This window comes from Hyphomicrobiales bacterium, from assembly GCA_030688605.1.
Lineage (GTDB): Bacteria > Pseudomonadota > Alphaproteobacteria > Rhizobiales > NORP267 > JAUYJB01.
The window spans coordinates 1-7,385 of record JAUYJB010000150.1 but is presented as its reverse complement, the minus strand read 5'-3'; the positions used below and the strand labels follow the sequence as shown (position 1 = coordinate 7,385).

Sequence of the window (7,385 nt, the reverse complement as noted above, 5' to 3'; positions counted from 1 at the left end):
GCACTCGGGGGCCGGATCATGTATCCCTGCTTCTGCCGGCGTAAGATCCAGAGGCCCTTGCGGGCTTGTCAGGGCACTTAGAATGCTCACAGGTACTCCTTGTTCTTTGCGCCGAGCCGCGGCGCGCGGTGCTGCTACTTCGTTCCGCCGTTTTCCGCAGGCTTCCGCACGATTCCGCTGCGCTCCAGCCGGTCAAGCAATACGCTGAAGGCATGCCATTCAGCGGCGATCATCTTTTCGAGCAGTTGCGCACCGAGCGCGGAAAGCTCGACGTTCTGGAATTCGGCCATGCGCCGGAGCTTGTCGTGCAGGTCGGCGTCGATCTCGCCGCGGAAATCCTTTCCTCTCAACGACACGCGAACTCCCCATGAAAAACACCGGCCGCTTTTTTATATGCCGCGTGTGCCTGCTCCGGTGTAGGGAAGCAGCCAAGGTGGAAGCGTCGCCCCTGCATCTTTATGACGGCACGCCACATGCCAGGGCGGTATTCCCAAACGCCCTTCAGCCCGCTCGCGCTGTTCCGTCGCGCTGGCACGTTGCAGTTGTTTTCGGAGTGGGAACAAAGTAGGATGTTTTTGCGACGGTTGTCCAGCCCGTTCCGGTTGCGGTGATCAACCAGCGCCGTATCCGGGGCGGAAAGAATTTGTCGATGCAAGCGGATTTGCTTGTTTTCACGCCATTCGCAGCGAACCACATAGCGAGTGTTCCGACCGTCTCGGATGGTCCAGTTGTGAGGAGACACGGAATCGAAATCCGCAACATCGATGAGCACCTCCACCGGTTTGTTGACGAGCAAGCAAACGGCACCGACAAAATCGTCCGGCAGGCTCACGCAGCGCGCTCTGCCGGGCGCTTTTCATCGGGAACGTCGTCCCAATTCGCGCGCAGGCCGCTACCGCGCAACTCAAGCTGGATCTGGCATTGACGCTCGTGTGCGATCCAACCCTGCTTGAGCCAGAAGTAAACCGCCGACTCGGTGATGCCGAGGCGGTCGGCTAAGTCCTTCTTCGGAATTCCGCTACGTTCCAGATAAGCGACGACTTGCCGGGGGGTCATGGGCCAGCATTCTAAGCATACTTTTGCGCCTGCTGCAAGCATGCTTTCTAGCCAGAGCGACAGGTTACAAGTACACTTATAGATAACTGAGGAGCGACTATGGAAACGACACTCGCACAACGAATCGCCAGTAGGCGGAAGGAGCTCGGGCTTTCGCGGGAGGATCTCGCCACAGCCGCGGGCGTGACGGTCCCAGCCGTTCAAGCCTGGGAAGCTGGCACAACGAAGAACTTAAAGCTTCAGCATCTGTTCGCGATCGCCGACGCCTCGCCGCAGTAGCCGACGGCGCCCACCCGAAGGACGACCCGCCCTTCTAGCACTGCGTATAAGCATACTTGCACGACGTGGCAAAGTATGCTTATACTCTGTCCCTAACCCGCCCGCTCAAGGGCGGCAAACAGGGGCGCAAAGATGAACCGGACCGTAGGGCAAAACGAAGCGCACGCAACGCCGCTCGGAGCGGTCACGTTCGACAGCGACGGACAGTTCCGCGTTTCTGGGTGTAACCCGACCAACGAGGACAAGCACGAAATCGCCCGTCGCGCGAACGCCTACCCGAGGCTGGTCATCAGTGTAGAAAATTCGGTGGCGATCATTGGCATGCTGCTGGATCACGTTCCTCTTGCACAACGCGCCGCGTTATTAGCCTGCATGAACGAACGCCGCGCCCTCCTGAGCGAGCTAGAGGAAGGCGCCCGCAGCCATGGAGCGCGGGTATGAGCGCTGTCGGTGGATTCTTCGTCGGCCTGGCAGTCGGCCTTGTGCTCGGGCCGGTGCTGTTCATCGCCTACAGCTACGGCGTGGTGCAGCGGCTCACGAAGCGGAGGATTTCGTGAAACCGAGCGAGATTTACCTGGAGGCAGCGGCATTAATCGACAGGGATGAGGAAGTCTATTCCTGTCGCGCAGTGGCGAAAGCAGCGTACGGCGATAACTGGAGTGCTGAGGAATGGTCATTCATCGTCGATCCGTATGCCAAGCTTTTTAAGCCGTTGGAAGCCAGTGGCCTCCTCGAGTATTGGCTGAAGGGTCAATTCTCTGATTGGGATGAACGAAAAGCATGGCGCATTCTCGCGCTGTGCTTCATGGCCGCGATTGCCGAGGACAGCGAGACCACGAAGCGGAGGATTTCGTGAGCGTCAAGCACGCACCCGCAACGCCGTTGCCGTGGACGCCATCTACGCACCACGATGTTCCGCAGCCCGCAGGCTCTCAATGCGCGGCGTGGTATGAAGCCGTGCATCCCAGCGCTTGCGACATCCTGTACGCGCTTGCACATACGAAGGGGGAGCGCGACAAACTGGTCTCGGCGCTGCGTCCGTTCTGTGCAGACCCGGAAACGGCAGCGCACAGCGGTCACGCAGAAGACTACGACGCGGCCCGCGCCCTGCTGCGCGAGATCGGGGAGTCAGATGTCTAGCATCCCCCGCCCTGCCTGCATGGACGTGGACGAATGCGGCGCGCACCGTGAGCGCGAAGCACGCGATGAGGCGCTGAGTGAGGGCATGCGCGCCGGGCGGCTTGGCTTGGCGAGCGCGCTTAACCCGTACGCTACTGGCACGCACGATTACCAGCAGTGGCACATCGGCTGGCACCGTGCGACGGCGCAGCGCGTGGCCGCGCAACTCAGGGAGCGCATCAAGTGAAGCGCCCAGACGTGGAAGCGTTGTTGCAGCGGATCAACGCATACGTGGAACGCTCGCCGATGGCGGTCGCGTGTGAGTTGCTGGTGGATTGCGCCGATATGATCGAGTGTCTGAGTGCGGAAAACACCGCGCTGGCCGTGCAACTCCGCGAGTGGCGGCTTAAGTGAAGCGCTTCCATGTGGTGATCCGTTACCGCGGGCTGTGTTGGAAACTCTACGCCATCGCCACGAATTCCGCCGATCTCGTTTCGGGCCTGATCTCGGAGTTCGGGCCGGGGACGCTGATATCTGTGAGGTTGATGCAATGACTGCTTTCAAATGCGATCGCTGCGGCACGCTAGGCGTCTTTCGCAAGGGCGATGTGCGCGTCGAATACAACATCACCATCAAGGTGAACAAGGAAGGCGCGCCGACACAGCAGGGCTATGAACTAGACCTCTGCCGCGATTGCAGCCGCGAGTTTATCGCCTTCATTGATGACCGCCCACGGAGAGCGCCGCGATGAAGCCTCCCAAATTCACGGACGGTTTCCGGGCGGTGCCAGAAATCGACGAGCGAGCGCGGCGATGGATGGAGAACTACTACCCCGGCCCCAACTGTCGCACCGACAGGTGCCTGCACTACCGCGGCAAGGACTCGGACAGCAGGCCGTGGTGCTGGTTGATGAACGGCATTGGAGCTGAAGGCCGTGAGGCAGAGTGCCCAGCCTATATCCGTCGTCGTGTAGGAGGCCGCACCGAATGATCCGCTACACCGATAAATTCCGCGGCCGTTATAAGACCGCAGCCGCGAGCCGCGAGCCGGGATACCTCGCCAAGAGGATGGAAGTCTACAAGCGCCGCGAGCGCATGCGCGCCGCCGCAGCACGCCGCAACGCGCGCGAGGTAGAGGCGAAAGTCCAGCCGATTAAGCCGGCGAAGAAGGCGGTCAAAGTATGAGCAAATGGAGAATAGAAAATAACGTCCCGATCCCGCCTGAACATGGTGGCAAGGGCTATGCCGCCACCATTAGGAAGCTGAAGAAAGGGCAAAGCGTCCTACTGCCCACAAGCAGGAAGAATCTCGGGGGCATCGTGAGTTATATCGGCGGGAAGGGTGCTTTCGTCATGCGCTCGATGCCAGGGAACAAGACACGCATATGGAGGATGAAATGACCGCGCCCCTCGACGCCGAAACCGTTGCGCTGCTGCTCATGTACGAGCAGTGCGTGCCGCTCACGATGAGCATCAGGGAGGCTTTGCAAAAGGCATTCAACGCCGGGCGCATGCACGGGCGCATAGAAGGAATTGAGACGGCGCAGCGGATCATCAAGGAGCCGATCAAGTGAAACCCGAACCATACGAAGGTCACTGCGCTGGCGCGAGGGTAAGGCTGGAGGACACCAAGTACGGTGTCGAGATTGCCCTGGACCTCATGGAGAACGGAGAGCCGACAGCCGGAACAGCCGTCTACCTCTCGCAGGAGCTGGTCGAAGGCATGGCGAACTGGCTTCGCGAGCGGGTGCCGGCGAAATGAAAACCGAACAGGAGCAACCGATGGATGCGAAGGTACTTGAGCAGGAGCCGACGCGGATCGAAGTGCCGGAGCCGAGTTTCTCCAAGCGCGACGTGCCCGCAGTATCACAGGTCGCGCCTACCAATCTTATGCAGGCGCTCGCCATTGCCGCAGCCGATCCGCGCATGGACGTGGCGAAGGTCAAGGAGCTGTACGCGATCCACAAGGAGATGATGGACCGCGAGGCCGAGCTGGCCTTTAGCGATGCGATGGCGAAAGCGCAGGCGGAAATGCAGCCGGTCGCCAACAACGCCTACAACGATCATACGAAGAGCGGCTACGCCAAGCTTGAAGCGATCGACAGGGCGATCACCCCCATCCACACAAAGTACGGCCTCTCCATGTCGTACGACACCGAAACCAGGAACGACGCCGACCCGGTCCCCGATGGCATGCTCAGGATCGTCGCGTGGGTGCGGCATTCCGGCGGGCATAAGGAGCGTCACCACATCGACCTACCGCCCGACGACGCGGGCGCGCAGGGAAAGGTCAACAAGACCGGCGTGCAGGCGCGCGGATCGAGCAACGCCTACGGGCGCCGGTATCTGAAGCTGATGGCATTCAACCTTAGCACGTTCGACGACAAGGACGGCAACAGCAGCCGCAACAACGGCACGCGCATGGAGGAGAAGATCCTCGCCGACTACCTCGCCGCGATCGACGGCGCTGGGGATGAGCCAGAGCTGCTGAAGACCTTCGGCCAGGCGTGGAACAAGGCCGAAGACCTGAAGGACAAGGACGCCCAGCGCCAGCTCATCAACGCGCGCGACCTGTGCCGCAAGAAGCTGAAGGAGGCGCGTCGATGAGGGTCATTGACTTTCCGCAGGGCAGCGACGAGTGGAAATTAGCGCGCTGCACCAAGGTCACCGCTTCGCGCATCGACGCGGTCCTTTCCCGTGCCCGCGACCGCAAGAGCGAGGGAGCGACGCGCCGCAAGTACAAGGCGCAGATCGTGGCCGAGATCCTCTCCGGCATGCCGCAGGAGAGCCGCTTCTCGAATAAGGCGATGGAGGACGGTATCCAGAACGAACCGTTCGCCCGCGCCGCCTACGACGTGGCGAAGAACACCTTCGTCGAACAAGTCGGCCTCGTGCTCCACCCGACGATCGAGCGCTCCGGCGCGTCACCGGACGGGCTGGTCGGCACCGACGGCCTCGTGCAGTTCAAGTGCCCAGAGCCGCACACCCACCTCGGCTACGTGCTCGACGGCGTCGTGCCGCCCGAATACGAACCACAGATGCTGTGGGAGATGGCATGCACCGAGCGCAAGTGGTGCGACTTCGCAAGCTACTGCGACGTTTTTCCACAGCACCAGCTCTTCGTTGTCCGCTTCAACCGGGACGAGCAGCGCATCCGTGAAATCACCGCCGAGGTGAACGTCTTCTTGAGCGAGGTGGACGAGATCATCGAGCGGCTCAACCGAAAGGCAGCCTGACAATGCAAATCTCTACCGCCATTGCCGAGTACGAACCGATCGTCGCCGCGCTCGCCAGCATAGAAAGATACCGCGGCATCGTTTTCGACGTGACGACCATTAAAGGCATGAAGGAGGCGAAGGCCGTACATCGCGAAGTCGCCGCACCGCGCATCGCACTGGAGAAGACGCGCGTCAAGCTGAAGGCCGACATTCTTGAGCGCGGCCGCGAGATCGATGGCGATGCGAAGCGCATCGGAGCCTTGTTCGCCGCCATCGAAGACCCCATCAAGGCCCAGATCGACGCTGAGGATCGGCGCATCGAAGCCGAGCGCCAAGCCGCGATCCTTGCCGAGCAGGAACGGCTGGCCGCCGAGGAGCGGGCAAGGAAAGAGGCCGAGGAAGCGAAGCTCGAAGCCGAGCGCCAGCGCATCGCCGCAGAGCGCGCCGAGCTGGAGCGGCAGAAGCAGGCGCAGATCGCCGCCGAGCAGGCTGCACAGCGCAAGCTGCTCGCGGAAGAGCTAGAGGTCAAGAGGCGCATCGAGGAGCAGGAGCGGCAGGCGAGTCTAGCCCGCGAGGAGGCCGACCGGCAGGCCCGCGCCGCACGCGAGGCCGAGGAGCGCAAGGCGAAGGAAGCCCGCGACGCCGAGGAGGCCAGGCTGCGCGCAGAGCGCGAGAAGCTCGACGCGGAGAAGCGCGCCCGGGACGAGGAGGAGCGCCGTAAGCGGCAGGCCGAGGAAGATAGGCTGCGCGCCGAAAAGCTCGCTCTGGAGGAGCGCCAGCGGCAGGAGAAGCTAGCTCTGGAGCGGCGTGAGCGCGAGGAGCGCGAAGCCCGGGAAGCCGCCGAGCGCGAGGCGCGCCTGCTGGAGCAGCAGCGCTTGGACGGCTATGAGATGCTGCGGCAATTCGTGGAGAGCTACGCAGACGTTGACGAGTTCGCCGAGATCGCGGGCGATATCCAGGTATTCCTCGCCGATGCGGATCAGCCGGCGTGAGCTGGATTCTCCCGTCGCCCGCTGTCGTGCTGGACGGCGTGCATGGCCGGTGCCGCACCGTGTCCGACGGCGCGCCGAAGAGAATCAGGCGCCGCGCGCAGAACCGCATGTGGTACGCGAGGAACCGGGAAGCGTTGCGCGCCTACCACCGCGCCTACTACCACGCGAAGCGCAAAGGCAACATGAAGCGGCAGACCAGAGACAAAGAAGCCCGGCGCGCGGCCGACCGTGCCCGCTACTGGCGCAACCCGGAAAAGTTCCGTGCCGAGGCGCGCGAGCGTGCAAGGCGCAGATATCGGAACGAGAAGTCATGACCTACCGCAACAGGCGGCTTCTGGATCTCGCTCACGCAATGCCCTGCATGGTGGAGTTTCCCCATCAATGCACGGCCTACCTCGGATGCGAGCCGATGCACTCGGACTCTCACATCTTCGGGCGTGGTGGATGGCACAAGTCGCATGACTTTGCCTTTGCTGCTGGCTGCACGGTCGCCCACAAGATCTTAACCGCGAAGGTCAATGATCCGGTGAAAAGGGAACAGAAGTTTTTCGACTGGCTTAGAGCATTTGTAAAAACAACCGAGTGGCTATGGGTTAATAAAAAGATTCGCGTGTCTTGAAACCCACACTCATATCTGCAGGAACCATCGGGACGCGCCGCTGCGGAGATTACCGAGTCCTCCCAGGCCAACGCCGCGGGACGTGGATGCGTGATTGGCGCAGA

Annotated in this window: 18 protein-coding genes; 15 read left to right on the top strand and 3 right to left on the bottom strand. The window is 61.9% G+C overall.

The window, feature by feature from the left end; translation table 11 throughout:
• Positions 1 to 134 precede the first annotated feature (134 nt).
• Genes Q8P46_15665 through Q8P46_15655 form a run of 3 tightly spaced genes read right to left on the bottom strand, consistent with a single transcriptional unit; the run spans position 135 to position 1,056 of the window.
• Positions 135 to 356 carry a hypothetical protein gene (locus Q8P46_15665; protein MDP2621583.1) on the bottom strand — a complete coding sequence of 74 codons (222 nt, stop codon included), beginning with the start codon at positions 354 to 356 and terminating at the stop codon, positions 135 to 137.
• Positions 347 to 832: an HNH endonuclease gene (locus Q8P46_15660; protein MDP2621582.1), complete on the bottom strand. Its 486-nt coding sequence runs from the start codon at positions 830 to 832 to the stop codon at positions 347 to 349. The genes Q8P46_15665 and Q8P46_15660 overlap by 10 nt, the downstream gene beginning before the upstream one ends.
• Positions 829 to 1,056 (bottom strand): hypothetical protein, encoded by a 228-nt coding sequence (locus Q8P46_15655; protein ID MDP2621581.1) that lies wholly within the window; start codon positions 1,054 to 1,056, stop codon positions 829 to 831. The genes Q8P46_15660 and Q8P46_15655 overlap by 4 nt, the downstream gene beginning before the upstream one ends.
• Before the next feature lie 99 nt (positions 1,057 to 1,155).
• Here Q8P46_15655 and Q8P46_15650 point away from each other — a divergent pair, with 99 nt between their 5' ends.
• The 15 genes from Q8P46_15650 to Q8P46_15580 all read left to right on the top strand — a co-directional run bounded on the left by Q8P46_15650 (position 1,156) and on the right by Q8P46_15580 (position 7,281).
• Complete coding sequence (locus Q8P46_15650) at positions 1,156 to 1,335, top strand: helix-turn-helix transcriptional regulator (GenBank protein MDP2621580.1); 180 nt, start codon at positions 1,156 to 1,158, stop codon at positions 1,333 to 1,335.
• A 132-nt stretch (positions 1,336 to 1,467) separates the two neighbouring features.
• A complete protein-coding gene (locus Q8P46_15645) occupies positions 1,468 to 1,776 on the top strand; it encodes a hypothetical protein (protein ID MDP2621579.1) in 309 nt (102 codons plus the stop codon).
• A gap of 112 nt (positions 1,777 to 1,888) precedes the next feature.
• On the top strand, positions 1,889 to 2,191 hold the full coding sequence (locus tag Q8P46_15640; protein ID MDP2621578.1) for a hypothetical protein: 303 nt from the start codon (positions 1,889 to 1,891) through the stop codon (positions 2,189 to 2,191).
• Complete coding sequence (locus Q8P46_15635; GenBank protein MDP2621577.1) at positions 2,188 to 2,475, top strand: hypothetical protein; 288 nt, start codon at positions 2,188 to 2,190, stop codon at positions 2,473 to 2,475. The genes Q8P46_15640 and Q8P46_15635 overlap by 4 nt, the downstream gene beginning before the upstream one ends.
• A gap of 19 nt (positions 2,476 to 2,494) precedes the next feature.
• Entirely contained in the window at positions 2,495 to 2,701 is a 207-nt protein-coding gene (locus Q8P46_15630) for a hypothetical protein (protein ID MDP2621576.1), read from the top strand.
• On the top strand, positions 2,698 to 2,868 hold the full coding sequence (locus Q8P46_15625) for a hypothetical protein (GenBank protein MDP2621575.1): 171 nt from the start codon (positions 2,698 to 2,700) through the stop codon (positions 2,866 to 2,868). Before Q8P46_15630 ends, Q8P46_15625 begins: the two co-directional genes overlap by 4 nt.
• Positions 2,869 to 3,004: 136 nt before the next feature.
• Positions 3,005 to 3,205 carry a hypothetical protein gene (locus Q8P46_15620; protein ID MDP2621574.1) on the top strand — a complete coding sequence of 67 codons (201 nt, stop codon included), beginning with the start codon at positions 3,005 to 3,007 and terminating at the stop codon, positions 3,203 to 3,205.
• 235 nt (positions 3,206 to 3,440) lie between these two features.
• Positions 3,441 to 3,638, top strand: coding sequence for a hypothetical protein (locus Q8P46_15615; protein MDP2621573.1), 198 nt, complete (start codon positions 3,441 to 3,443; stop codon positions 3,636 to 3,638).
• A 211-nt stretch (positions 3,639 to 3,849) separates the two neighbouring features.
• Entirely contained in the window at positions 3,850 to 4,026 is a 177-nt protein-coding gene (locus Q8P46_15610) for a hypothetical protein (GenBank protein ID MDP2621572.1), read from the top strand.
• Positions 4,023 to 4,214 (top strand): hypothetical protein, encoded by a 192-nt coding sequence (locus Q8P46_15605; GenBank protein ID MDP2621571.1) that lies wholly within the window; start codon positions 4,023 to 4,025, stop codon positions 4,212 to 4,214. The genes Q8P46_15610 and Q8P46_15605 overlap by 4 nt, the downstream gene beginning before the upstream one ends.
• Entirely contained in the window at positions 4,211 to 5,059 is an 849-nt protein-coding gene (locus tag Q8P46_15600) for an ERF family protein (protein MDP2621570.1), read from the top strand. Before Q8P46_15605 ends, Q8P46_15600 begins: the two co-directional genes overlap by 4 nt.
• Positions 5,056 to 5,688 carry a YqaJ viral recombinase family protein gene (locus Q8P46_15595; protein MDP2621569.1) on the top strand — a complete coding sequence of 211 codons (633 nt, stop codon included), beginning with the start codon at positions 5,056 to 5,058 and terminating at the stop codon, positions 5,686 to 5,688. The genes Q8P46_15600 and Q8P46_15595 overlap by 4 nt, the downstream gene beginning before the upstream one ends.
• Positions 5,689 to 5,690: 2 nt before the next feature.
• Positions 5,691 to 6,662 (top strand): hypothetical protein, encoded by a 972-nt coding sequence (locus Q8P46_15590; GenBank protein ID MDP2621568.1) that lies wholly within the window; start codon positions 5,691 to 5,693, stop codon positions 6,660 to 6,662.
• Positions 6,659 to 6,976: a hypothetical protein gene (locus Q8P46_15585; protein ID MDP2621567.1), complete on the top strand. Its 318-nt coding sequence runs from the start codon at positions 6,659 to 6,661 to the stop codon at positions 6,974 to 6,976. Before Q8P46_15590 ends, Q8P46_15585 begins: the two co-directional genes overlap by 4 nt.
• Positions 6,973 to 7,281 carry a hypothetical protein gene (locus tag Q8P46_15580; GenBank protein MDP2621566.1) on the top strand — a complete coding sequence of 103 codons (309 nt, stop codon included), beginning with the start codon at positions 6,973 to 6,975 and terminating at the stop codon, positions 7,279 to 7,281. The genes Q8P46_15585 and Q8P46_15580 overlap by 4 nt, the downstream gene beginning before the upstream one ends.
• The last annotated feature ends 104 nt before the right edge of the window (positions 7,282 to 7,385 follow it).